The sequence below is a fragment of the Bacteroides ihuae genome, from assembly GCF_900104585.1.
Taxonomy (GTDB): domain Bacteria; phylum Bacteroidota; class Bacteroidia; order Bacteroidales; family Bacteroidaceae; genus Bacteroides; species Bacteroides ihuae.
Genome location: NZ_FNVX01000006.1, coordinates 882,667 through 907,658, shown reverse-complemented (window position 1 = coordinate 907,658; position 24,992 = coordinate 882,667). Strand labels below are relative to the sequence as shown.

At 38.6% G+C, this 24,992-nt stretch carries 25 protein-coding genes; 17 read left to right on the top strand and 8 right to left on the bottom strand.

The features are described from left to right. Positions 1–24: 24 nt before the first annotated feature. Positions 25–1,536, bottom strand: coding sequence for a GH3 auxin-responsive promoter family protein (locus tag BQ5338_RS14400; RefSeq protein ID WP_071147495.1), 1,512 nt, complete (start codon positions 1,534–1,536; stop codon positions 25–27). A 90-nt stretch (positions 1,537–1,626) separates the two neighbouring features. Between BQ5338_RS14400 and BQ5338_RS14395 the strand changes: the two genes are divergently transcribed. Beyond that, a complete protein-coding gene (locus BQ5338_RS14395; protein WP_071147494.1) occupies positions 1,627–2,637 on the top strand; it encodes an ATP-dependent 6-phosphofructokinase in 1,011 nt (336 codons plus the stop codon). Here BQ5338_RS14395 and rnc read toward each other — a convergent pair. Genes rnc through BQ5338_RS14380 form a run of 3 tightly spaced genes read right to left on the bottom strand, consistent with a single transcriptional unit; the run spans position 2,596 to position 5,074 of the window. Further along, on the bottom strand, positions 2,596–3,594 hold the full coding sequence (rnc, locus tag BQ5338_RS14390; RefSeq protein ID WP_205409956.1) for a ribonuclease III: 999 nt from the start codon (positions 3,592–3,594) through the stop codon (positions 2,596–2,598). The genes BQ5338_RS14395 and rnc overlap by 42 nt on opposite strands. Next, positions 3,560–4,822: a beta-ketoacyl-ACP synthase II gene (fabF, locus tag BQ5338_RS14385; RefSeq protein WP_071147493.1), complete on the bottom strand. Its 1,263-nt coding sequence runs from the start codon at positions 4,820–4,822 to the stop codon at positions 3,560–3,562. The genes rnc and fabF overlap by 35 nt, the downstream gene beginning before the upstream one ends. Before the next feature lie 15 nt (positions 4,823–4,837). Continuing rightward, positions 4,838–5,074, bottom strand: coding sequence for an acyl carrier protein (locus tag BQ5338_RS14380; protein WP_002558672.1), 237 nt, complete (start codon positions 5,072–5,074; stop codon positions 4,838–4,840). Between the two features lie 98 nt (positions 5,075–5,172). On the opposite strand from BQ5338_RS14380, the gene purN reads away from it, so the two are divergent. After that, complete coding sequence (purN, locus tag BQ5338_RS14375) at positions 5,173–5,808, top strand: phosphoribosylglycinamide formyltransferase (RefSeq protein ID WP_071147492.1); 636 nt, start codon at positions 5,173–5,175, stop codon at positions 5,806–5,808. Positions 5,809–5,821: 13 nt separating this feature from the next. Here the strand turns inward: purN and pdxB are convergent, their stop codons facing one another. Next, complete coding sequence (gene pdxB, locus BQ5338_RS14370) at positions 5,822–6,862, bottom strand: 4-phosphoerythronate dehydrogenase PdxB (protein ID WP_071147491.1); 1,041 nt, start codon at positions 6,860–6,862, stop codon at positions 5,822–5,824. 417 nt (positions 6,863–7,279) lie between these two features. On the opposite strand from pdxB, the gene BQ5338_RS14365 reads away from it, so the two are divergent. The 6 genes from BQ5338_RS14365 to BQ5338_RS14340 all read left to right on the top strand — a co-directional run bounded on the left by BQ5338_RS14365 (position 7,280) and on the right by BQ5338_RS14340 (position 13,012). Then, a complete protein-coding gene (locus BQ5338_RS14365) occupies positions 7,280–7,885 on the top strand; it encodes a DUF4254 domain-containing protein (protein ID WP_071147490.1) in 606 nt (201 codons plus the stop codon). Positions 7,886–7,888: 3 nt separating this feature from the next. Next, a complete protein-coding gene (locus BQ5338_RS14360) occupies positions 7,889–8,923 on the top strand; it encodes a glycosyltransferase family 9 protein (RefSeq protein WP_071147489.1) in 1,035 nt (344 codons plus the stop codon). An 85-nt stretch (positions 8,924–9,008) separates the two neighbouring features. Continuing rightward, complete coding sequence (glf, locus tag BQ5338_RS14355; RefSeq protein WP_071147488.1) at positions 9,009–10,118, top strand: UDP-galactopyranose mutase; 1,110 nt, start codon at positions 9,009–9,011, stop codon at positions 10,116–10,118. 13 nt (positions 10,119–10,131) lie between these two features. Further along, complete coding sequence (locus BQ5338_RS14350; protein WP_071147487.1) at positions 10,132–11,160, top strand: glycosyltransferase; 1,029 nt, start codon at positions 10,132–10,134, stop codon at positions 11,158–11,160. 43 nt (positions 11,161–11,203) lie between these two features. Beyond that, on the top strand, positions 11,204–11,947 hold the full coding sequence (locus tag BQ5338_RS14345) for a lipopolysaccharide kinase InaA family protein (protein ID WP_071147486.1): 744 nt from the start codon (positions 11,204–11,206) through the stop codon (positions 11,945–11,947). A gap of 18 nt (positions 11,948–11,965) precedes the next feature. Continuing rightward, positions 11,966–13,012: a CDP-glycerol glycerophosphotransferase family protein gene (locus tag BQ5338_RS14340; RefSeq protein ID WP_071147485.1), complete on the top strand. Its 1,047-nt coding sequence runs from the start codon at positions 11,966–11,968 to the stop codon at positions 13,010–13,012. 22 nt (positions 13,013–13,034) lie between these two features. Here the strand turns inward: BQ5338_RS14340 and BQ5338_RS16895 are convergent, their stop codons facing one another. After that, a complete protein-coding gene (locus BQ5338_RS16895; RefSeq protein WP_071147484.1) occupies positions 13,035–13,823 on the bottom strand; it encodes a DUF5672 family protein in 789 nt (262 codons plus the stop codon). A gap of 649 nt (positions 13,824–14,472) precedes the next feature. Between BQ5338_RS16895 and BQ5338_RS14330 the strand changes: the two genes are divergently transcribed. The 6 genes from BQ5338_RS14330 to BQ5338_RS14305 are packed head-to-tail and all read left to right on the top strand — an operon-like array spanning position 14,473 to position 19,372. After that, on the top strand, positions 14,473–15,522 hold the full coding sequence (locus BQ5338_RS14330; protein WP_071147483.1) for a CDP-glycerol glycerophosphotransferase family protein: 1,050 nt from the start codon (positions 14,473–14,475) through the stop codon (positions 15,520–15,522). Between the two features lie 3 nt (positions 15,523–15,525). Beyond that, positions 15,526–16,389 (top strand): LicD family protein, encoded by an 864-nt coding sequence (locus BQ5338_RS14325; RefSeq protein ID WP_071147482.1) that lies wholly within the window; start codon positions 15,526–15,528, stop codon positions 16,387–16,389. Between the two features lie 7 nt (positions 16,390–16,396). Continuing rightward, positions 16,397–17,434 (top strand): pyridoxal-phosphate-dependent aminotransferase family protein, encoded by a 1,038-nt coding sequence (locus tag BQ5338_RS14320; protein WP_071147481.1) that lies wholly within the window; start codon positions 16,397–16,399, stop codon positions 17,432–17,434. Positions 17,435–17,444: 10 nt separating this feature from the next. Continuing rightward, a complete protein-coding gene (locus BQ5338_RS14315; RefSeq protein ID WP_071147480.1) occupies positions 17,445–17,945 on the top strand; it encodes an FAD synthase family protein in 501 nt (166 codons plus the stop codon). A 21-nt stretch (positions 17,946–17,966) separates the two neighbouring features. Continuing rightward, a complete protein-coding gene (locus BQ5338_RS14310) occupies positions 17,967–18,752 on the top strand; it encodes a glycosyltransferase family 2 protein (RefSeq protein WP_071147479.1) in 786 nt (261 codons plus the stop codon). 8 nt (positions 18,753–18,760) lie between these two features. Continuing rightward, the gene (locus BQ5338_RS14305; protein ID WP_078063503.1) at positions 18,761–19,372 is read left to right on the top strand and encodes a glycosyltransferase family 2 protein; all 612 of its coding nucleotides are present in this window, start codon (positions 18,761–18,763) and stop codon (positions 19,370–19,372) included. Positions 19,373–19,549: 177 nt separating this feature from the next. Here BQ5338_RS14305 and istB read toward each other — a convergent pair whose 3' ends face one another. Together istB and istA are read right to left on the bottom strand one after the other, a co-directional pair. Further along, complete coding sequence (gene istB, locus BQ5338_RS14300) at positions 19,550–20,284, bottom strand: IS21-like element helper ATPase IstB (protein ID WP_071144985.1); 735 nt, start codon at positions 20,282–20,284, stop codon at positions 19,550–19,552. Next, entirely contained in the window at positions 20,277–21,851 is a 1,575-nt protein-coding gene (istA, locus tag BQ5338_RS14295) for an IS21 family transposase (RefSeq protein ID WP_071144984.1), read from the bottom strand. Before istA ends, istB begins: the two co-directional genes overlap by 8 nt. A 402-nt stretch (positions 21,852–22,253) precedes the next feature. Here istA and BQ5338_RS16890 point away from each other — a divergent pair, with 402 nt between their 5' ends. The 3 genes from BQ5338_RS16890 to BQ5338_RS14280 are packed head-to-tail and all read left to right on the top strand — an operon-like array spanning position 22,254 to position 24,613. Then, positions 22,254–22,502, top strand: coding sequence for a hypothetical protein (locus BQ5338_RS16890; RefSeq protein WP_071147477.1), 249 nt, complete (start codon positions 22,254–22,256; stop codon positions 22,500–22,502). A gap of 27 nt (positions 22,503–22,529) precedes the next feature. Then, positions 22,530–23,615 carry a glycosyltransferase WbsX family protein gene (locus BQ5338_RS14285; RefSeq protein ID WP_071147476.1) on the top strand — a complete coding sequence of 362 codons (1,086 nt, stop codon included), beginning with the start codon at positions 22,530–22,532 and terminating at the stop codon, positions 23,613–23,615. Positions 23,616–23,626: 11 nt separating this feature from the next. Beyond that, on the top strand, positions 23,627–24,613 hold the full coding sequence (locus BQ5338_RS14280; protein WP_071147475.1) for a glycosyltransferase family 2 protein: 987 nt from the start codon (positions 23,627–23,629) through the stop codon (positions 24,611–24,613). Positions 24,614–24,992 lie beyond the last annotated feature (379 nt).

The window sequence follows — 24,992 nt, the reverse complement described above, 5'->3', positions numbered from 1 at the left end:
ACAGCGTAAATAGCGTAAATTTTATTAAGCTTGGTTTAGTGAGATCATTTCTTCAATATACTGTCGGTGATTGCTCAAACGAGGAACTTTGTGCTGGCCCCCCAGCTTTCCTTTTTCTTTGAGCCAATCATGAAACAGTCCTTTGCGTGCGGGGATCACCTCTAACGGTTGTAGGGCGATGTCTTTCCAGCGTTTAGCCTCGTAATCGGAGTTCACTTCCTTTAATGTCTTATCGAGTACAGAAGCAAAATGTTCTACCGAATCGGGCATCTTAGCAAATTCTATCACCCATTGGTGGCGACATTTAGCATTCTTGTCCATGAAAACAGGCGCGGCAGAATACTCGCACACTTGTGCTCCTGTGTCGGCACAAGCTTTGGCTAAGCCCTTCTCCGCATTGTCAATAATCAATTCTTCGCCAAAGGCATTGATGAAGTGCTTGGTGCGCCCTGTGATGATAAACTTATAAGGACGATCACTGGTGAATTTAACCGTATCGCCAATCATATATCTCCAGAGTCCACACGAAGTAGAGATGACCAATGCATAGTTTTTATTAAGTTCCACTTCTTCGAGACTATATACTTTTGGATCTTCTTTGCCTACTTCCTCCAATGGGATGAATTCGTAAAAGATACCATAATCGATCATCAGCAACATAGCCGGATCCGAAAGATCATTTTGAGTTCCAAAATACCCTTCGGAGGCATTGTAAGTCTCTACATAGTGCATTTTGTCGGAATGAATCACCTGTGCGTACTGATCACGATAGGGAGTGAAGCTGACGCCACCGTGGAAGAATACTTCCAAGTTAGGCCACACCTCTTCCAGTGTCTGTTTTCCAGTCTTCTCTAGTATGCGCTTTATTAGCACCAAAAACCAAGAAGGAACCCCCGATAGATTCGTTACATTGGTGTGTATCGTGCTGCTGGCTATTGCTTCTATTTTGCTTTCCCATTCGTTCATCAGTGCAATCTTCTTGCCTGGTACGCGAATTAAGTTAACTAGCGGATTAACGTTTTGTATTAATATAGCCGATAAATCGCCCACTAAACTATGGTTTGAGTTCAGGTTAGGACTATGGCTTCCTCCCAATATCAATCCTTTTCCTGAGAAGAATCGGCTATTGGGGTTCATCCTAAAGTACAAAGCCATAGCATCTGCACCTCCTTTATAGTGAATGTCCTTCAGCGCTTCCTTGCTAACCGGAAGAAATTTGCTTTTATCATTGGTGGTTCCCGATGACTTCGCAAACCAACGTATCTCTGATGGCCAAATAAGATTCTTCTCTCCTGCACGCAGTCGTTCCACGTAAGGCTTAACATCATCATAAGTCTGTATGGGGAGGCGCTTCTTAAAATCGTCATAGTTTAAGATCGTCTTGTAGTCATATTTTCTTCCCCATTCAGTGTTGGCCGCTTGTATGAGTAAACGATCTAATACATTGTGTTGTATCTCTCCCGCCTGCGTTGCAAATAGGTCTATTTCTTTTAAACGTGAATTAAAAAGTTTACTTATGATTTTGGTACTATTCATTATTGGTTGTAAAATAACGTTTGATCGTACAAAAGTAAGCTTATTTATCTTTTTTTTCTATCTTTACCCCGAAAATATCGTTAAAACTATATGAGAATAGGTATATTAACTGCAGGGGGGGACTGTCCGGGCATCAATGCCACAATTCGTGGTGTGTGCAAAACAGCCATTAATCATTATGGTATGGAAGTCGTTGGTATACATAGTGGCTTTCAGGGATTGTTGGACATAGATGTCGAAAACTTTACAGACAATTCTTTGTCCGGTTTGCTCAATCAGGGTGGGACGGTGCTTGGCACTTCTCGAGAAAAACCTTTTAAGAAGACAATAGCAACTTCAGATGTAAATAAACCTGAACTCATAAAGCAAAATATTAAGAATTTGGGATTGGACTGTATTGTGTGCATCGGCGGGAACGGTACGCAGAAGACAGCGGCCAAATTTGCTGCTATGGGAGTGAACATTGTATCTGTGCCCAAGACCATCGATAACGATATTTGGGGTACCGACTTCTCTTTCGGTTTCGATTCTGCCGTAAGCATCGCTACAGATGCAATAGACCGGCTGCACTCTACTGCTAGTTCTCATAAACGGGTGATGGTGATTGAGGTGATGGGACATAAGGCCGGATGGATTGCTCTTTATTCGGGCATGGCCGGTGGGGGAGATGTGATTCTCCTTCCGGAAATTCCTTATCAAATGAGCGCGGTATCCGAAACCATAATGAACCGCATAAAACGAGGGAAGTCTTATTCTATCGTGGTGGTGGCCGAAGGAATACAAACAGATGGAAGCAGACGTGCAGCGGAATACATTGCGCAACAGATTGAAACTGAAACCGGACTTGAGACGCGCGAAACGGTTTTGGGATATATTCAACGAGGCGGTTCGCCCACGCCTTTTGATCGTAACCTGTCTACTCGTATGGGTGGACATGCCACAGAGCTGATAGCCAATGGACAATTTGGCCGTATGATTGCGTTGGTGGGAGATGATATTACCTCTATTCCTTTGGAGGAAGTGGCAGGGAAATTGAATTCAGTGACTGAAGATCACGATTTAGTTGTTCAGGGTAGGCGAATGGGGGTCTGCTTCGGTTAAGGTGGAGGAAGTCTCTTCTTTTGATGGGATTTCTTTAATCTCTTCTTCTGTACTGCTGCCTATTTCGAGGCCTTCTTTGGTCTGTTCTTCTTGCGCTTCTTGTTCTGGAACTTCCTCTACAGGAATTTCTTCTTCGGCTACTGCCTTCAAAAGAGCCTTGGCTTCTTCAATACTTGCTAAAAAATCAGGGTTACTTTTAATCTTCTTTAAAGCCATTTGAGCCGCATTCTGTTGCGATTCTTTTTTAGAATATCCTGTTCCTGTTCCTGCTGATACCTGCTCTATAAGCACTTCCGTCTGGAATACCGGATTTGATTCTTGATCCAGAAACTGTTCGATGAGTTCAAATGAAACCTCCATCCTGTTTTTTTGGCTCCATTCTATCAGCTTCGATTTGAAGTTGACTTCTTTACGCGATAGCTTGTCGAGATCGATGTAGGGAGTAATGATTTTTTCTTCCACAAATGCTTTACAACGTTTGTAGCCACGGTCTATATAGATGGCTCCGATGAACGCTTCGAAAGCATTGCCGTACATATAGCTATTGTGAGATGAAGATCGTGCAGCAGACTTTATCAGTTTGTCTAGTCCAATTTCCACAGCCAGTTTGTTCAACGTTTCGCGTTGCACAATTTTAGAACGTGTATTGGTAAGAAAGCCCTCTTTCTTGCCATCGAAGTGCAAGTAAACAATATCAGCAACGATAGCGTCGAGAATAGCGTCGCCTAAAAATTCCAATCGTTCATTGTTTATTGGCCTTCCTTTTTCAGTGCGCAGAGAGGTTGATTTGTGCAGGAGTGCTTGTTCGTAAATTCGGATGTCACGAGGATAGAAGCCAAGTATTCGATAAAAACAAAGATAAGACTCTCTGTCCTTGCGGAACAGGAGCCTTATCTCATCTATTTTATTACGTAACACGACGTTATTCTGCGTATTTCTTGAAAATGGCACATGCATTATGGCCTCCAAATCCAAATGTATTTGAGAGGGCAGCTTTAACTTCACGTTTTTGAGCTTTGTTGAACGTGAGGTTAAGGTTGTAGTCAATGTTCTCGTCATTATCACCTTCAGTGTAGTTGATAGTCGGAGGTACAATGCCGTTTTTGATGGCAAGAATACTTGCTATGGATTCTACCGCACCAGCAGCACCCAACAGATGTCCCGTCATGGATTTTGTAGAACTAATGTTCAGCTTAAACGCATGTTCACCAAAGACTTCTTTAATAGCTTTTGCTTCAGAGATGTCTCCTACAGGTGTAGATGTACCGTGTACATTGATATAATCAATATCTTCAGGTTTCATCTCAGCATCTTCCAATGCGTTACGCATCACTAACTTAGCCCCAAGCCCATCAGGGTGAGAAGCAGTCAGGTGATAAGCATCGGCAGATAACCCTGCTCCGGCTACTTCTGCATAAATTTTAGCACCACGTGCTTTAGCATGTTCCAATTCTTCCAGAATGAGGCAACCGCCGCCTTCTCCCATCACAAATCCATCGCGGGATGCGCTGAATGGGCGAGAAGCACCTTGTGGGTCATCATTACGAGTTGACAGAGCATGCATAGCGTTGAAACCACCCACTCCACCAGGAGTAATAGCAGCTTCGGCACCTCCACTTACAATTACGTTTGCTTTACCTAAGCGAATTAGGTTAAATGCGTCGGCAATGGCATTGGTTGAGGTTGCACAAGCAGAACACGTAGCGTAGTTCGGCCCGTGAAAGCCATACATAATAGAGATTTGCCCGGCAGCAATATCCGAAATCATTTTAGGAATAAAGAACGGATTAAACCGTGGTCCTTTTTCCTTATTCGTATAATACTGTGCAATTTCCTCTTCAAATGTACTAATACCGCCAATACCGGCACCAAAAATGACGCCGATTCTGTTTAAATCTTCGTTTTCCAAATCAAGCCCAGAGTCTGTAACAGCTTCATTGGCAACAGCAACGGCGTACTGAGTGTACAGGTCCATTTTTCTTGCCTCTTTGCGTTCGAGATACTTGGTCACATCGAAGCCCTTGACTTCGCATGCGAACTGAGTCTTGAATAGCGTTGGATCGAAATGTGTAATAGGTCCTGCTCCGCTAACTCCGTTCACAAGATTTTCCCAGAAATCGGGAACATTGTTGCCAATAGGAGTAATGGCGCCAAGACCTGTTACTACGACTCTTTTTAATTCCATATTATGAAAAACAGATTACTTAGCGTGTTCTTCGATATACGACACAGCATCACCTACAGTTCCAATCTTTTCTGCTTGATCATCTGGAATAGAGATACCGAATTCTTTTTCGAATTCCATGATAAGTTCTACAGTGTCAAGAGAATCTGCTCCCAAATCGTTAGTGAAGCTAGCTTCTGTGGTAACTTCTGATTCTTCAACGCCTAATTTATCGACGATAATCGCTTTCACTCTTGATGCAATTTCAGACATAACTTTAAGTTTTTAATTAATAATTAGTTTTATTTCTTTAAATTTGCGGTGCAAAGGAATAAAGATTTATTGTTCTAAGCAAATATTTGACTAAATAAATGCAACGTTTTGCACATTTTTCACTGTTTTGTGCATACTTACACCCAATTATGAAGAGAAACATCGCTATTTTTGCTTCAGGCTCCGGATCGAATGCCGAGAATGTTATTCGTTACTTTAAGAACAATCGTTTACTTGCTGTGCAATTAGTCGTATCTAATAAGATTGACGCCTTTGTGCTAGAGCGTGCTCAACGATTAGATGTACCTTCTGTTGTGTTTTCTAAAAAGGAATGGGAGAGTGGACATGAAATTTTGGAGTTATTGGCTACCTATAATATAGACTTTATAGTATTGGCTGGTTTCCTTTTGCGCATTTCTGATTCTTTGTTGCATGTTTATCCTGATAAGATTATTAATATCCATCCTTCGCTTTTACCCAAGTTCGGAGGCAAAGGCATGTATGGCGACAAGGTGCATGAAGCTGTGGTGGCTTCGGGTGAAACAGAAAGCGGCATCACTATACATTATATTAATGAGCATTATGATGAAGGCGGAGTTATTTACCAAGCTACCTGCCCGGTACTGTCCATTGATACTCCTGCTGATGTTGCAGCAAAAGTGCATGCCTTGGAGTATGCTCACTATCCACGAATAATAGAAGAAGTATTTTCTGCAGCGGCTGCGATAGAATAAAGTAATCGTTTCTTTACAGAACAATCTTATAAGCTTTTTCTTCTCTTCTCAATGGATAATCGCCTCGTAACTGTTCAAAGAGTTCAGGGTGCGCCTTTAGTGCATCACTATCTCTTGTTGGATTGTATATTTGTAATAGGGCATTCGCTCGGCTAGTGGCATGGATTAGGTTTGTCGCAGGTGTCGGAGGTGTTATCTCAAAATCCGGTTCAATGCCAAAATGCTTACTTAAAGCCTCTAAAGACATTTGCGTAGCATTCGCTTTTCCATCGGCCGAGTATCCTGCAATGTGTGGGGTAGCGATGAAAGCTTTGTTGAGCAACTCCAAATTGATATCCGGTTCTCCCTCCCATACATCAATGATCGCTCCGGTTATCTTCTCTCCATCCAGAGCATTTAGTAGTGCTTGGGTCTCAACGACCTCTCCGCGTGAAGTGTTGATGATAATTGGCTTTCGCTTTAGTGTTTCAAAGAACTTTTCGTCTGCCAGATGAAAGGTTTTGTATTGCCCTGCATTGTGTAACGGCGTATGAAAAGTAATCACGTCACATTCATTGGCGATAGCAGCTAGATCGGTAAATGCCTTTTTTCCTTCCTTGTCCTGTCTGGGCAAATCGTTAATCAATACCCGCATTCCCAGTTTGCGAGCCATCGTCTCAACCTTAGTCCCCACATTGCCTACCCCTACAATACCTATTGTCATAGAACTTAAGTCCATTTTCTTTTCGGTTTGCAATAGCAGTAATGAAGACTCTATGTATTGCGCCACTGAAGCTGCATTGCAACCCGGAGCATTGGTCCACTTGATGCCTGCCTGTCGACAATAATTCGTATCGATATGGTCATATCCGATGGTGGCAGTGGCAATGAACTTAACGTTGCTTCCTTCGAGCAAGGCACGGTTGCACTGAGTGCGCGTTCGGATAATCAACGCATCAGCATCACGCACCAATTCGGGTGTAAAGTCTTTGCCCGCAGCATATACCACTTCATCGGCAATGCTCTTTATTGCCTCATCTATATAAGGTATCTTATTATCGATGATCACTTTCATAACGATTCTGTTTCTTTTTACTAATATAGCAAAGTTAATCTTTTCCTTGCTATATTTGCTTAATCTCTTCTCATTCTTTATTCTTTTTTTAGAGCTTACTACTTATCTTCTTAAAGAATAGGAGTTCTAATGTGAGAACATCCCCATGTTATCTCTGAAAACATCCCTATGTTATGATAGAGAACATCCGGATGTTTAGTTATACAACATGGGGATGTTCTATGAATGTAACTAGTGCTATTTAATCCCTGTTCAGCCTTTTATTGAGAGAAGAGCATCCTACAACAAAGCAGTTAAGGGTTCTTCAAGTACGTGGAGAATAGGCTATGAAGTAATAAAAAACAATAAACGGTTGCTTGAATGGGAAATATTATATAGTTTTGCTTCATTGTATTTATTCACAAACAAGTTAAGATTATGACATTTAGTAAGCTTTGCAACCAGATATTCTGGGCTTCAACAAATGATTACCATGTTACTGACAGCGTGGACGCTATCATAAATAACCCTTACGAAGTAAAAACTATTGAGTATTACTTGTATCTTAAAAATTGGATAGATGCTGTGCAATGGCATTTTGAAGACATTATTCGTGATCCTCAGATCGATCCGGTAGAAGCTTTGGCTCTAAAGCGCAGAATAGACAAATCAAATCAAGATCGTACAGACTTGGTGGAGCTTATTGATAGTTATTTTCTTGATCAATATAAAGCGGTACTTCCTCATGCAGACGCAACGATAAATACAGAAAGTCCTGCTTGGGCTATCGATCGTTTATCAATCTTAGCTCTTAAGATCTATCACATGCAGCAAGAAGTAGATCGTAAAGATAGCACGGAAGAACATCTGAATCAATGCCGGACAAAACTTAATATTCTGCTTGAACAAAGAGTGGATTTATCTTCGGCTATTGATCAACTGATAGCAGATATAGAAAGTGGTAAGAAATACATGAAAGTTTATAAGCAAATGAAGATGTATAATGATCCGGCGCTTAATCCGGTTCTTTATGCAAAGAAGTAATTAATGGCAAAAATACTGGTTATCCGCTTTTCGGCTATAGGAGATGTTGCAATGACCGTTCCCGTAGTACATTCATGGGCAATGCAATATCCTCAGCACGAGATTGTTTTTTTAAGCCGTCCATCGTTAGCGCCTCTTTTTAGTAATTTGCCTAAGAATGTTACTTTCTATAGTGCTGAACTTAAAGGAAAGCACCAAGGAATGAAGGGACTTTATACTCTTTTCAAAGAGCTTAAAGCATTACATTTTGGTATTGTAATCGACTTACATAATGTGCTTCGAACGAAATTTTTATCCTTTTTATTCAAACTCTCAGGCGTTCCTACTTATTCTTTGTATAAAGGACGATGGGAAAAAAGAAAGCTTGTTCGTCGCAGAAACAAAGTGTTGGCTAGTCAGAAGAGTTCGTTCCAGCGATATGCTGATGCATTTGAGAAGTCAGGCTTTCCTGTACTGCTTAATTTCACTTCTATTTATGGAAATCAGAAGGGAGATATATCCGGATTACATCCTATAACCGGTGAAAAAGGAGAGTTGAAATGGATTGGGATAGCCCCTTTCTCTAAACATAAGGGGAAGATCTATCCATTAGACATGCAGGAAGAGGTCGTGGCTCATTTTGCACAAGATAGTAATGTGAGAGTGTTCCTATTTGGTGGTGGTAAAGAAGAAGAAGATTGTTTCAATGATTGGACCAAGAGATATCCTACGGTAGTGTCATTGATAGGAAAGCTGAGGATGGATACTGAATTGGCACTCATGAGCCATTTAGACGTGATGTTGTCCATGGATTCGGCCAATATGCATCTGGCTTCTCTGGTAAATATTCCGGTTATATCCATTTGGGGGGCAACGCATCCCTATGCAGGTTTTATGGGATGGAAGCAGCTACCCATCAATACCGTTCAGGTAGATGAACTATGTTGTCGTCCTTGTTCTGTATTTGGACAGAAACCTTGTTTTCGTGGAGATTATGCTTGTCTGTATGGCATAAAACCAGAGCGTGTGATTGGAAAGATAGAAAGTATAATATTCTAAATAAATGATGTTTTCTATCAAAAAAGATGCTTGATGATATTTTTTGCTTTTTGAATTTAAGTAAGCCTAAGTATAGGAAAATCAGATGAAAAAATACGATTATTTAATAGTTGGTGGTGGCTTGTTTGGTGCAGTGTTTGCTCATCAGGCAATGGCATCAGGCAAACGTTGTCTGATTATTGATAAACGTCCGCATATAGGAGGCAATATTTATTGTGAAGAAGTAGATGGTATCCGTGTACATAAGTATGGTGCTCACATTTTCCATACTGACAATAAAGAGGTTTGGGACTATGTGAATCGTTTTGTGGAATTTAACCGTTACACAAATTCTCCGCTGGCTTATTATAAGGGAGTATTGTACAATCTTCCTTTTAACATGAATACATTTAGCAAGCTTTGGGAGGTGAATACACCTGCTGAAGCAAAAGCCAAAATAGAGGAACAACGAGGAGAATATGCTGATATAGAGTGTCCTGCTAATTTAGAAGAGCAAGCCCTCAAACTATGTGGGAAGGATATCTATGAAATATTCATTAAAGAATATACCGAGAAGCAATGGGGGCGATCAGCTACCGAACTGCCTGCTTTCATTATTAAGCGGATTCCTTTTCGTTTTACCTATGACAATAATTACTTTAATGATGGATATCAGGGTATTCCGAAGGGTGGGTATAATGTATTAATACAAGGTTTGACTGAAGGAGCCGACGTGCTTCTGAATACGGATTACTTTAAATCTCGTGCTGAGTTGGATGCTTTAGCTGACCATGTTCTGTATACTGGCTGTATTGATGAGTTTTTTGATTTTAAATATGGTCATTTAGAATACCGTAGCCTTAGATTCGAGCATGAATTAATGAATATATCTGATTTTCAAGGCAATGCTGTTGTAAATTATAATGAAAGGGCATTCCCTTATACTCGTATTATTGAGCATAAACATTTTGAGTTTGGTTGCCAACCTCATACTGTGATTACTCGTGAATTTCCTTCTGATTTCTTTGTCGGATGTGAGCCCTATTATCCTGTAAACGATGCAACAAATACTGTTCTGCTTAATCGGTATAAAAAGTTGGCAGAAGAATTACCAAATGTGTTATTTGGTGGTAGGCTTGCTCAATATGCGTATTTTGACATGGATGATACAGTGGCTGCTGCTCTTGACATGGCTCGAAATAGTTTTAAATATTGAAATATAGGCTTGTATGATTTGTTATTTATCAAGAAATTATAAGGGACTGAATAGCGCAGGGAATAAGGCGAAGACTGACATAGAAAAAATAATGAAAGGGCTTCATTATAAAAATGTCGGTTTGGAGCAGACACTCTATACTAATAGTCTTTCTGCATTTATTGTAACATTGATGGGCGTTTTGTTATTTCCTTTCAGACTTCATAGAGGAGACGTTTTGATTTTGCAATATCCTTTAAAGAAGTATTATGTTTATGTCTGTCGTATGGCTCATCTGAGAGGTTGTAAGGTTGTGACATTGATTCACGACTTGGGCAGTTTTCGTCGTCAGAAATTGACAGTTTTACATGAAATAATTCGCTTGAATTATTCTGACTATGTTATAGCGCATAATAGCGCAATGAAGAATTGGCTACAAGAACAAGGTTGTAAAGCTATATTAGGAGAATTGGAAATTTTCGATTACTTGTCTGAAGGAATTAATGTTAAGGAATATGCTACTAGTCAATCACCTTACAAAGTTTTGTATGCAGGGGCACTTGCTTCTCGGAAAAATAAATTTTTATATGACCTAGAGGATCATATAAGTTCATATAGCTTTGTGCTTTACGGAAATGGGTTTGAACCAGAGAGAATAAAAAAGAAAGAGCTTTTTGTTTATAAGGGATTTGTTCCTTCCGAAGAATTAATTGCTACAGCTGAAGGAGATTTTGGCTTGGTGTGGGATGGCAATTCAATTGAAAGTTGTACGGGGAATTTCGGTGAATACCTTCAGTATAATAATCCACATAAAACATCGCTTTATATACGCTGTGGACTCCCTGTTATTATTTGGGAAAAAGCGGCCTTAGCTCCTTTCATTCGTGAACATAAAATAGGCTTTAGCGTTGCTTCATTAAAAGAACTACATGACATACTTCCTTCCATATCTGAGCAAGAATATAAAGAAATGAAGTTTAATACATTGAAAATAGGAGAATGTTTGTCATGCGGATTTTATTCTTCTAAAGCGATCGCTAGAGCAATAGAATTGTTGAAATAAATTTAGGCTGTAAAGTCTCAATTAACACCAAAGAATTGATAGGATGAAAGTATTAGTCAGTCCGAAATTTGAATATTTGCGCGAATACATTGAAACTATCCCAGATCGTTTTGAAAACGAGGGCGAGAAAATTTATGTTGGTAGGAATCTCATAAAGATGCTAGTCGTAGATGGGCTCCAGATAAATGTTAAAAGTTATGGTATTCCCCGGATATTCAATCGGATTATTTATTCTTTTTTTAGGTCACCTAAAGGAGAAAGAGCTTTTATATATCCTACTATACTGCTACAAAAAGGGTTTCAAACTCCAGAGCCAATTGCATATATTGAGAAAAGGCAATATGGACTAATTAGCCAATCCTATTTTATCAGTTTGCAATGTCCTTATAAACGTAATTTCTATGAATTTGGTGATGCTGATATAGAAGATTGTTCGGATGTAGTAAAGGCATTTGCTCGATATAGTGCTCGTCTACATGAAGCAGAAATATTGCATCGTGATTACTCCCCGGGCAATATTCTTTTTGATAAAATAAATGGTAAATATCAATTCTCATTAGTAGATATCAATCGCATGAGTTTTGGAAAAATAAGTGTAAAGGACGGATGTGCTAACTTTGCACGATTATGGGGGCAAATACCTTTTTTTGAGTTATTGGCAAAAGAGTATGCTTCTGCTCGAGGTGCTGATGAGAATCTTTGTAGGGAATGGGTTTTGGGGTATAGGAAAATATTTTGGAAGCGATTTGTGAAGAAGCATAAAATAAAATATAAGTTGAATTTTTAAAGCTTACTAATAATTCTCATGGGCAAGCATTATTTGTTTTTTGTTTCATTGACTTATTCTTATTCCATATTACGTCCTCTGCAAGCCGAAATATGGAGGAGAGGGGATGATGCTGCATGGTTTATAGAATCTTCTTGTGAAAACTGGCTTATAGAGGGAGAAAGGCATTTAGAGAATATCCAAGAGGTACTCCGTTATAAGCCGATTGCCGTTTTTTCTCCTGGTAATTGGGTTTATGACTTTCTCCCAGGAATCAAAGTTGCTGTTTTTCATGGTTATGCTATGAAGAAAAGAATTGAAAAAATAGATGATCATTTTGCTATAAGAGCTTGGTATGACATCTATTGCACCCAAGGAGAAAGTAGCACTCCTTATTTTAAAGAATTAGAAAAGAAGCATGGCTTTTTTAAAGTTTATGAGACAGGTTGGTGTAAAGTAGATGCATTTTTTGCTTCTTCTACTCATGCTTTAGAAGGAGGCACTCAGCCAACAATTCTTTATTCTCCCACGTTTAGTAAAGGAGTATCTTCGGCGCCTTATTTGTTTGAAACTATAAAGACGATGGCAGAGAGCAAACCTTGGAATTGGATAATCACTTTTCATCCCAAACTTGATGACCCTGAGCTAATTAAAAAATATAAAGAATTGGCCGAAACAAAACCTAACGTTGTTTTTAATCGCAGTAATGACGGCCTTAATACGTTTAGGAAGGCCGATGTGATGCTTTGCGATAGTTCATCCATTATTGTGGAGTTTATGTTGCTTGAAAAGCCGGTAGTTACCTTTCGAAATACACATCCCGGCAATTATCTGCTTGATGTTCTTGACGAGAACGAAATTGAAGCTGCAATAGAACAAGCTATTTCTCGTCCCAAAGAATTGATGGATAATATTCATGCCTACACAATGTGTCATGAACCTCATCGTGATGGGCGAAATTCTGCTCGCGTTTTGGATGCGGTTGATGATTTTATTCTAAACTATAAAGGAAAGATTAAATCCAAACCTTTTAATCTCATTCGAAAAATAAGAATAAGGTTTCAAGCGAAATATTATCATTGGTAAATTATTCGACTAGATTATTTCTTTATTCCATAATAATTGGTAACCAGAATTGTCTCATTTTTCGTTTATACCACGAATGGCATCCGAAAGGAAGTTGCTGGTTGTTCATCTGAAAACAAAGTCTGGGATATTTGTCAAAACTAAATTTTAAAGCTTCTTGGTAGCTTGGATATAAGAAGTTTAATCCGTGCTTGTTGACCTCTACGGAAAAGAACACATCTTCATTGAATAGATGATTTTTTTTATGACTTAAGTACTCTTGAATTGTTTTAGTGAGTAAGTCGGTTGCTTTTAAATGACTACTAACTTTGCGCAAAGATAGCCCGCCGTTGCCTGCTTTAAACTCCAACAATCGAGGATTAGGATGATGGAAAACTCGGCAATAGCCATCTCTAACCCATGATACAAGTTTGAATAGAGGGAAATTGTAAATAGGACGCACCAGCCAAGGAGCACCGATATAATCATAATCTTTTGAACACCAGTCTTCGAGTTCGTCTTTAAAAATGTAGGCGTCAAGTTGACAGATAAGAATGTATTTGTAATCTATAAACCGTGCATAGAATTCGCTTGACATCATTAAACGATTGTAGCTGCTAACGCTGGTGAACAAAGAATCATCAAAATTTTCACTCTCAAATTCGGGGAATTCTTTTAGGAAGTGATCAATATTTAGACTGGCTGGTTTTACGATTGTAATGGGGTATCTGCTTAGCATACTATGTGTTTGTACCAAAGATGCCTTCTCGTATTGATTGATTTCATTGGTATACAAGGGCATCACTATTTTCACTAAACGGTTTTGAATCATATTCTTTAGTTTTATCAAGTTACCTTTTTATGTAGCCATACATACTTTTTTCTTTGCACAAAGTGTACTTATTTAAATTACAAATTTAGGTTAGCGATATTACTTAGATATGCCTATTGTGATACAACTTTATGAATAATCCGTTTTTTAAATTGTTTGGTTTGAGGTTTATTTTGATTGCTGGTTTGGGGATTAGGGCAATATTTGTTGATTTGATGTGCAGTATTTTAGTAAATATGCGTTTATTTAATGTGAATAGATAGAACCTTAGAAGTGTAAATAATGTATAAAAATGTGAGGCATTTATTTTTTATGTGTATCTTTGGTGTCTTAAAACGACTAAAATAGACAATGGATAAATGAATAGTGATAAAAAATGTAGAAATATGCTACATGCCATTTTAATATGTTTCGTAGAGCCTCCCAACTTTACTCGCCTTTTCGCAACAGCTTTAACTGGAATTAATAATACTATTATCTCCATTAAACTAATTTCCTCTTTTAGACTAGGGACTTAAAGATAAGTTCTTCTTCTTATAGATTTCTTCTATTTGATAAGGGATCTACACTATGCTTTCAAATCTTAGTTTAAAGAGATTTGGATACTTTGTAATAAACTATTAATCTGTTATATAGACTGTTTTAAATTATGCGTATTGTTTTGTTTTGCGAAAATAAGTATGCCATCGATATATTATATCCAATATACCAAGAAGCGATTCGATCTTCAGATAATGACCTTTTATGGTATGTACATCGGTCGAAAATACCCCAATTCCCTTTGAGTGGAGAGGTGGTATATACCAATGAAATGCAGGAGGTGTATGGCTTTTCTCCAGAAGCTATTTTCGTACCCGGAAATATTGTACCTTACTATTTGCCTGGAGTAAAGATTCAGATTTTTCATGGGTATGCAGCAGAGAAAAGAGACCATTGGGTTATTAGGCGATATTTTGATGCCTATTTTACTCAAGGACCTTTTTTTACAAACGGCTTTTCTGCATTAGCTAAAAAATATGGAGATTTTGAAGTTGTAGAAACTGGCTGGCCAAAGCAAGATTGGATAAAAAAGCATTGGCATGACTTTGATGAAGAGAAAGCAGCGCTGTTGGCTGCTCATGAGAAAAAGCAGGTAGTGCTGTATGCTCCGACTTTTTCGCCTTCTTTAACTTCGTTGCCCTATATAAAGGAGGCTCTTGTTGATTTGGTGAGAGAGAAAGATATTGTTTTGCTACTTAAGTTTCATCCTCTGACAAAGCAGGAATGGGTGGAAGAATATAAGACGTTGGCTAAGCAAGAAGAACATATTATCTGGATTGATGATTTTGATGCCACAAAATATCAGCTGATGTCTGATGTGATGATTAGTGATACATCATCTACTGTGTATGAATTCTTATTGCTTAATAAACCTGTTATAACTTTTCGTACTATATCAAAAGATATATATTGGACTAACATAAATGAAGGGTCGGAGTTAATAGACGCTTTTGAGCAAATCCATCACGCTGAGAATTGCATTCAAAAACGACAATGGATTGTGGATAACTATGATCCTTATTTGGATGGGAATGTTTGTAAACGAATGCTTGCTGCTGCTATTGATTATATTTGCAGGCATGGTGTGCCAAAGGAGCGAAAGCTGAACCTCTGGCGCAAATATGCAAGTATAAAAGCCTTTGGACGAATAAAACGATAAAGAATGATGGCGAATAATTTTAACATGAATGACCTTGATTTTTTCAAGGAAGAGATGCGAGATGGGCATTTAGTTACAGAAAAGATGAAGCGAATATGGGCTTGTGAACTGGATTTATTGAATCGTTTACTTGCTGTTTGTTATAAGTATGATTTAAAATGTTGGGCTGATTCTGGAACTTTAATAGGTGCAGTTCGTCATAAAGGTTTTATCCCTTGGGACGATGATATTGATATGGTAATGTTGCGAGATGATTATGATAAATTACTCAGTGTTGCTGATAAAGAATTTAATGCTCCATATTTTTTTCAAACAATATACACTGATAAACATTATGGACGGCGTCATGCTCAAATCAGAAATTGTGAGACCAGTGCTATTTCAAATTCAAAGGCGAAATACAATCAAGGTGTTTTTATCGATATATTTGTTTTTGATGGAGTCTCTGACGTACCTCGTCTTTTAACTAAGCAACTGCGTAAGATAAATTTCTATAAGAAATTGCTAAAAATGGTATCTAAGGCCATAAACTGCTTTCCTGAGATTCTGTATGATAGGATGCGTTTGGATAGGATATTATTCCAAAGATATGAGAACATATTAAGGAGTACGTCTATTGGGAGAACCGAATTAATGGCTCATTTGTCACTGAACTATCGAGTAAGGATAAAAAATCGTTCTTTTTACGAGCAAACGGAATACTTGGATTTTGAGAACATAAAGATACCTGTTCCTGCTGACTATGATAAAGTCTTGACCATTGATTTTGGTGATTATATGACTCCTGTTTGCGAATCGACTATGCACGGAACTTTACTTTTCGATACAGAGAAAAGCTATACCGATGTTTTGAAAACACACAAATAGATTGCTTATGAAATCATACACATTTCCAGGGAATATAGAAAACGAAATACTTCAGATAGGAGCTCAGCAGATACCATATATGCGCACTGCCGAATTTTCGACTTTAGTTAAACAATCAGAGCAAATGTTGCTTGAACTGATTAAGTGCCCAAATGGGCGTGTTATATTTTATACGGCATCGGGTACAGGTGCTATGGAGGCGGCCGTAACCAACTTTGTGACGCAACGAAGAAAAGCTTATATCATAGCAGGAGGATCCTTTGGTTATCGTTGGAAAAACCTATGCGAGTATTATGCTTGCCCGAATGATGTTTTTGAAGTGCCTTTTGCTAAAGATATAGATTACGATAAACTAGAAGAGGCAGTAATGGAATCTCAACCTGATGTCTTTCTCTGTCAGCATCACGAAACCTCTACAGGGCAATTGTTCGATTTAGAAAAGATATCTAAGATTTGCCATAGACACCATATTTACTTGGTTGTTGATGTGATAAGTTCGTTTCTGGCTGATCCTCTTGATATGGATGCGCTTGGCATTGATATGTGCATTACTAGCAGTCAGAAGGGGCTAAATATTGCTCCCGGACTATCTTTTGTTGTGCTTTCGGAGAGAATGCTGAAAGAACCCTTCGCACAAAGAGGCTATTATTTCGATTTTGTTGAAAACCTTAAAAATTTGGAAAGGGGGCAGACTCCTTATAGTCCGGCTACTAGCCTCTTCATGCAATTACATGCTCGTTTAGAGAAAGATCTGTTGATGGGCGTCGAAGCTATTATCGATGGAGTGAGAGAAAATGCTCATTATTTCAGAAGGCTCTGTAAAGAGAATGGGTGGGAGGTTCCGGCAGAGATCCCTTCCAATTGTATCACAGGCTTTTTTGTTCATCGGAATGGAGATGTTCTTTTTACAGAACTCTTAAAGCAACAAATTTATATAATGCCAGGAGGTACTCCACATTATTTTCGTGTATCTCACTTGGGAGTGCAAACCAAAGAAGACCTTGATGAGTTGGCTACATGCATTAAAGAAATAGAAAACCGTTAACCTAAATGATATGGAAAAGAAAATAGTAAGAGTTTTCACTTCTGGTAGTTTTGACCTGTTTCATGTTGGTCATCTTAACATATTAGAGAAGTCGGCAGCTTTGGGCGATGAGCTTATCGTTGGTGTGAGCACTGATGAACTTATCGAAAAATACAAAGGAATGAAACCTGTTATCCCTTTCGAACAACGCTTTAGGATTATTTCCTCTCTTAAGTGCGTTACGAAAGTTGTAAAACAAGTGAAATTGACTGATATAGCCCAACTTCGTCAAGAGAATATTGATATTGTAACTATCGGCGATGATTGGAAAGATAAATATTTGGAGGGGTTAGATTGGATGAAATCTCAACCAGAGAAAGAAGTTGTATACTTTCCATACACTCCCGGTGTTAGTACTACAAGTATTAAGAAAGAAATTATTAATTGTAGTAACCAAATAGTTGAGGCAGCTCTCCAACGTGAAGCTGTTCTTGACTATAATTGGATGGAAGATGAGAGAGGAAGGAAATAGATAGACCTAAATTTTGAAAATATGTTTGTTTCATTGTTAATCACCACCTATAATTGGAAAGAAGCTTTGGCTCTTTCTTTGCACAGTGTGTCTGCTCAAATGGTGAAGCCGGATGAGATTGTGATAGCCGATGACGGTTCGCAAGATGATACACGCCAGCTCATTGAGCAATTTAGGGAAAAGATTGATATACCTATTGTACATGTATGGCATGAAGATGATGGTTTTAGGCTTTCAGCCATTCGTAACAAAGCAATAGTAGTAGCAAAGGGAGATTATATTATCCAGATTGATGGAGATGTTATTCTCAATAAATATTTTATTGCAGATCATCTTGAACTTGCGGAAAAAGGTTTTTTCGTTTGCGGTAGTCGTGTTGGTTTAGGCCCTCTTTCTACTCGTCGTTTGCTCTGTGGATATGACTATAATCCATCATTTATTAAGCAAGGTCCTAAATATATGCTCAATGGAATTCGTTCACACCTATTGAGGCGCTATTTAGCGAAGCGCTATGCACAGAAAAATATCCCGCGCTTAAGAGGTTGCAACATGGCCTTTTGGAAAGAAGACTTGTTGCGCGTAAACGGATACAATGAAGACCTAACAATGTGGGGACAAGAAGATACGGAAATCGCTTACCGTCTCATACATGCAGGTGTGAAGAAGATGTATCTTAAAATGGGGGGTGTACAGTTTCATCTGTATCATGCGATGGCTTCAAATGAGAATGAAGCCTTCCATAGTAAGGTGCTTCAGCGAGTTATAGAAGAGAAGATTGCTTGGTGCGAAAATGGAATTTTGAAGTAGCATAGATAATGGAACAAATTAGCCAGAGACGGATGGTCAGTGTTATTATACCCAACTACAATTATGCTAGATTTTTGGATGAGCGTATAGAATCAATCTTAAATCAAAGCTTTCAAGATTTTGAATTAATATTATTGGATGATGCTTCAACTGATGATAGTAAGGTGATTTTTCGTCACTATGAACATTCTTCTCACATTACCCATATTTGCATCAATAGTGTAAATAGTGGAAGTCCTTTTGTGCAGTGGGAAAAGGGTTTTCAATTGGCTACAGGCAAATATATTTGGATTGCAGAGAGCGATGATCTATCTGATCCTCTATTTTTGGAAAAAATGGTGGCATTGATGGAAAGAGATGAAGGAATATCTGTTTGCTTCTCAGGCTCTATATTAATTGATGATAATGGACAAGCACTTGTGCAAGATGAGGATCTTTGGGGAAAAAACAAAAGCAAGAACAATGATGGGTATGCCATTTTTGGCGGTATAGATTATATTAAGCATAATCTATACTGGAAAAATTATATCTATAATGCGAGTGCTGTGCTTTTTCGTAAGGACTGCTTATCTGGGATGATGAATTCTTCTTGTTTTAAAATGCGTTTCTGTGGAGATTGATAATATCGCCCGTTTGGTACCGCTATATCACTCCCTTGGTACCGTGTGCGACACTTTCGTGGTACCGCTCGTAGCGTTGGCTGGTACCGGTACCAAATGTGTGATATGAACGTCGTAAAGAGATACTTCTCAAGGGTGGTTGCACACCGCCAAAAGGTATCTCTCTCTGATTCTATTTTATTTATTTTTTCTCTTTCGTAATGATGGTCCTTCAAGATTCAGGTGATGAGATGAGTTTATCAGCCTATCCATGATGGCATCAGCAAGTGTAGCTTCCGCTATGTAGTCATACCACTTGTCCAAAGGAAGTTGAGACATAATAATCATTGACTTCTTTTCATAGCGTTCTTCTAGTAATGTAAGCAATGCTATACGTGTATCACTGTCCATTTTCTGCAACCCAAAATCGTCAAGGACGATAAGATCGTTCTTGTCTAGTCGTGACAACATCTGTGAGAAGGTTCCGTCAAGGCGTGACTGTTTGAGTACATCGACAAATCGGTTCATGTTCAGATAAAGTGTTTTCAGGCCAAGCGTACAGGCTTGATGTCCAAGAGCACATGCCAGATATGATTTTCCGCATCCAGTAAGCCCCGTAATAAGCAGATTTTCTCCACGCCGCACAAAACCGCAGTCAGCAATAGAGGTTAGCTGCTCACGGGTAAAGTTGCGGGCAGTCGAACAAGTGATATCCTCGACAAGTACTTGGTATCTCAATTTGCTCTCCTTCAGCAGTCTGGTAGTTCGGCTGTCATCACGACAACGGATTTCCGTTTCCAGCATTTTTGACAGAGCCATTTCTAAGCTTGGCCGCATCTGCACAGGAAGCTTTATAATATCACTGACCGCTTCAGCCATACCGCTCAGTTTAAGAGCCTTTAGGCGTTCTACAATTGAAGCAAGTTCATTCATGGTCGGCCTCCTTTCTAAGTGATGGTATGGACGTGTACGCAGAAGATCCTCTCACATTGTCGTTAAAGGGAGTTCTTGAAATAGATTCTTTCTCACCGGAAGCCAAATCCCGATTATTCTTAAGCATATTACAGAGAGTCTTATAGCTTGCCACATCCGTTTCTTCTCTCATCATCATGCAAGCATGTTCCAATCTGCTTCTGCCATATTTCTTTGCCAAAGCAAGCAGTCCGTTGCATTTCCCATATGCTTGCTGAGGGAAAGTGGTGCGCTGGAGGATGTCTGTTATTGCCCATTCAACAGATTGCCCAATGCGCGCACCTCTTTCTATGAGTGTTGCGGCATTCTGCTCCTTGCGATGCTCGTATGCAGTATGATTCTCCGGCATGTGCGATTTCTCAGTGGAGTAGCCATATGGTATGAGGCTTCTACGATGCATACAAGCGCATATTGTACCCACATAGATCTCTACAGAGTGCACGTCCCACATGATTTTAACCTTTTGTCCGACATATTTAAACGGGACACTGTAGAAGTGGCGCTCACTGCCTACACATACATGGTATGTACTGCTAAGCTTAACCTCCTTGCGCATACGAAGACGATACATTTGATCCGGCAACGGATTCATTTCAGGCTTCTCATACTTCTGAAAGATCTCCCACCGGGTAGAACCCTTGAAGGGAAGACTACAATATTCTTCAAGGAGTTCAAGGATGCGATCGTTCAGTGCATCCAAAGCGTAGAACTCTTCACCTTCAAGGCGGGCATACACGTACTTGTAGAGTTGGCCCACAGCACCCTCAACAGGTCCTTTGTCACGGGGTTTGCGCACGCGACAAGCTGTAGGTTCTATGCCGTAATACATCGCCCATTCCACATTGGCATCCGAAAACGTAAGGCTGTAGCGGTCAGATTTCGTTACCCATTGTTTCATGTTGTCACTTTTGGCTGTATGGGGGACAGCACCTATAAATTCTAGTCCTTTGTTGAGTCCATGGAAAAACCATTCGGTAGTGGCATTGGGCATGGCCATCATGAATGGCAGATTGCTGTAGGGCATCACGCATACCAATACCACCAGTTTCTGTCTCACCTTGGTGAGCCTGTCGGTCAGAAACAAGGCATCTCCGGCAAAGTCTATTTGCCATTCCTTACCGGGCTCATAGACGTTGTGATAGGAGTAGTCATTTTTCTCTCTATAAGAGCTAACATGCTTCTTGAATTGAGTATAACCATAACCGCTGGGACATTCCTTATGGTAGTAATCCTCAAATACAAACTGGACATTGGCATGCTTGCGACCCAGGCGCTTGATAATTTCCGGCATCATGCGTTCAAGCTCCTGCTTACGTCCATCGTCATTAAGTGCATTCTTTGGGGGCATAAAGATGGTTTCCAGCTCACTGTCTGCCATTGCTAGCAGCTCTTCAAAACTTTGTCTCGTCGTCGATGCAATCTTCCGATAACCCGATACGGTACGTTTGCTGCAATGAACAATTCCACATATATCAGCTTGTGGAATACCATTGCCTAGCATCTGTAAAATCTGTCTTAGTCGTAACATTTGGTTTACTTTTAGACGTTAATAATATTGTTAATTCTGGGCATAACCCAACAACAATATAATGCCATTGCAAATTTTACGAATAGAAGTACCGCTAAAAGTGATATTGATGGTACCAATCAAGTGATATGAACGTGGTTGAAAGTTGGAAATGGAAACACAAACGCCAACGGTACCAGTCAAGTGATACAAGATCAATCAACACGATAAATTGGGGTACCAGAACACCGCTATGGACGGTACCACGGGGATGATATTATCAGTGGAGATTGGCTTTTTTGGGTAGAGATAGCATCTCAGGGAAAAGTTGCTGAAGTATACCAGAAATTAAATCAATTTAGACAACATGAGCAAAGTACAACAGCTAGAGCTCGAATTTTCGGGCAAAACCTAATTGAGGATATGGAAGTTGTGAAACAGATAGAAAAAAGAAATTCCAATTTAGGATGTTATAGAAAGATATTGAGGCGTGGAATTTTTTATAAAAAAATAAAGCGAATAGATGGAGATAGTAATATCAAAAAAAAACTATATGAAGGGCTGAAAACATCTTTAAAGGGGGATGTCAGGTCATATTGGATAGAGCGATTTAATAAAAAAATGAGTTATGTTTTTCCTTGGATTTTAACTATTCCAAGGGATCGAATGTGACATAAATTGAATGAAATTCTCGCAAAAATGAAAAAGAAAAGAGTGATAGCATTTTATTTGCCACAATATCATCCGTTTCCTGAAAATGATGAATGGTGGGGAAAAGGATTCACAGAATGGACAAATGTGGCAAAAGCTAGGCCTCTTTTTAAGGGGCATTATCAACCACATTTGCCAGCAGATTTAGGGTTCTATGATTTGCGTGTTCCTGAAGTTCGTGAGCAACAGGCAGAGATGGCTAAGAAATACGGGATAGACGGATTTTGTTATTATCATTATTGGTTTAACGGACATCAACTCATGCAGCGTCCTTTAGAAGAGGTCTTGTCTTTGGGTAAGCCTGATTTTCCATTTATGCTATGTTGGGCTAATGAAAATTGGACTCGAGCTTGGGATGGAGAACAAAAAGATGTTTTAATAAAACAAATTTATAATGAAGATGATGATCGGAAGCATATTCAATATTTATTAGATAATGTGTTTTTGGATCCCCGATATATAAAGGTTGATGGCAAACCGGTCTTTTGTGTTTATCGTTCCAACTTATTGCCTGATATGGGTAGAACTATTCATATCTGGAGAGAAGAAGCAATGAAGCAAGGGGTCGAATTGTATTTATGCCGAGTAGAAAGCTTTAATTCTGCAGGTGAAAAATATCTTCAGGATGGTTTTGATGCTGCAATTGAATTTCAACCTTTTACTCCATACATGAAAACCTTTATAAAAGCAAAGAGTCCAATTTGTAAATTTATTTATAATTTAAATAGGCATTTTTTTAACCGATGTAAGAAAAGGAAGGTTGATTATGCTGCCTATGTAGAGTATACGAGTAAACTTCCTACTCCTAATTATAGATTATATCCGTGTGTGACTCCAATGTGGGATAATACATCAAGGAGAATACAAAAAATGTTTATATTAAGTGATAGTACTCCTGAAAAATATGGTAATTGGCTGTCTTCTGTTATGAGAAAGTTCAAACCTTTCAGTGAACAAGAAAATTTTGTTTTCATAAATGCTTGGAATGAATGGGCAGAAGGCAATCATCTGGAGCCCGATGCTAAATGGGGAAGTCAGTATTTAGAGGAAACAAAGAAAGCGGTAGAAAATTGATATTATTAGTTATGAAACAGGATTATTTGATAAGTGTTATTATTCCAGTACATAATACAGCACAATATCTTAGAAAATGTGTGGATTCGATACGTAACCAATCTTTACAGGATATTGAAATAATATTGGTAGATAATCTCTCTAGTGATGCTTCCTCCGAAATCTGTGATGAATATTCAAAACTTGATTCTAGAATAAAAGTTCTTCATCTTTTAGTTTCGGGTTTATCTGTTGCTCGAAATGCTGGCTTAGAGATTGCTTCGGCTCCTTATGTTGGTTTCGTCGATAGTGATGATTATGTTGATTCTGAAATGTACTCTGTTTTGTTGAGTGCCTTAGTACAAAATCAGGCACGGATGGCTTATTGTAACTTAAGCTATGAGCTTGATGATAGTTGCTCTGATTTGCCATCTCTTTCTGATTCTGGCGAAATTTATGTACGGACAGCACGAGAAGTATTAAGAGATATGATGCTTGAAAAAATTAGCAGTTCTTCTTGTACTAAGTTATATGATAAACAACTATTCTCTAATCTACGTTTTCCCGAAGGCTTTTTCTTTGAGGACCATAGTACTGTTCATAACTGGATGGTTATGTGTGATAGAATAGTCTGGGTTGATAAATCTTTTTACCATTATATTCAACGCGAAGGGAGTATTTGCCACAGCTTTGATGCTGTGAAACATTATCATTTCTTTCTTGCTAACTTTAGCCGTCTTGAGTTTGTGAAAAAACAATCATTGTTTGAGGGGGAGTGTTTTGAGATAAATACAAAGTTGGTTCAGAACTGTTATTATCATTTTAAAGAAGTGATGGAAATGATTCGGCCAAAACATTTCAGTGAACCTATTAAAGATATGAGGATAAAGTTTAAAAGCTTGTTGTCGATTGATAAAGCTGAATTAGATTCCAAATATTATAAGCGTTTAAGGAAAATCGTTTATTTTTGGCCTCTATATTACTTTGTACGTTTTTATTTAAAAAGGGGAAAATGGTGAATATATGAAATATTCTAAATATTAATTATTTATCTTTAAGAATGAAGGATGTTTTGTTTATAATAGAGACATTGGAAGGCGGAGGAGCCGAAAAATCGCTAATTCAATTGCTTAAACAGTTTGATTACACCCGTTATAAGCTTACTTTGTGCATTGTTTTTAATTCAGGTATTTATTTTGGTGAGATTCCAAAAGGCGTTAAAATAGTATACTTGTATAAAAAGGAAAACTCCTATTATCGGAAATCAAATAGGTACTATAAGAAACATAACATTTCTTGGTTTTTGGCATTTCAGATTAGAAAGAAAACAAAGCGGCATTATGACGTTATTATTTCTTTTCTTGAAGGGCGTTCGTTACTTTTTCACAATTTTATAAG